Annotated in this window: 2 pseudogenes; both read right to left on the bottom strand. The window is 60.0% G+C overall.

Annotated features, from left to right (window positions below):
- A pseudogene (locus V7650_RS18160) lies at positions 1 to 98 on the bottom strand (30S ribosomal protein S15); the annotation flags it as partial.
- 5 nt (positions 99 to 103) lie between these two features.
- Positions 104 to 557: pseudogene (locus tag V7650_RS18155) on the bottom strand (tRNA pseudouridine(55) synthase TruB); the annotation flags it as partial.

The following is a 557-nucleotide window of genomic DNA, read 5'->3' as shown; positions in this document are numbered from 1 at the left end:
GTCAGGATCGCGACCTGGACTTCCGGAGAGCCGGTATCGCCCGTGGCCTGTGCGTTGTCCTTGATAATTTCTTGTTTGCGTTCTGCAGATACAGTCATTCAGTTCACTCCGCGACATCGGGAAAGTTGAAACCCCTGACGACTTTCGCCGTCCCGCCGGAAACCTCCATCAGCGCCACCGGCACATTATTGTGCTTGGCAAGATAGAGCCCGTCGGATTGGGGCAGCCCGGTGAGGACGCGGCCCTGACGGACCGCTTCTGCCGTGTCGGGCCCGAGGGTAAGAGCCGGGATGTCGTCCAGCCCTGCCTCCAGCGGCAGAATTACGTCTTCAAGTCGCGCGCCCTTACCGATTTCGTTCAATCTGTCCAGTGAAATCGCCTGCGTTTCATCAAAGGGACCGGCCTTGATGCGGCGCAAATAGGTCACATGGCCAACCGTGCCAAGTGCATGGGCGAGGTCGCGCGCCAGGGAACGAATATAGGTCCCCTTGCTCACATGCGCCACCAGTGTCACGGCATCGGCCATCTCGAGTGGGCTGGTGGGGTTGTAGGGATCC

It is taken from the genome of Parasphingorhabdus sp., from assembly GCF_036964565.1.
In the GTDB taxonomy this organism is placed as follows: domain Bacteria; phylum Pseudomonadota; class Alphaproteobacteria; order Sphingomonadales; family Sphingomonadaceae; genus Parasphingorhabdus.
This window is presented reverse-complemented; position numbering and strand designations above follow the sequence as displayed.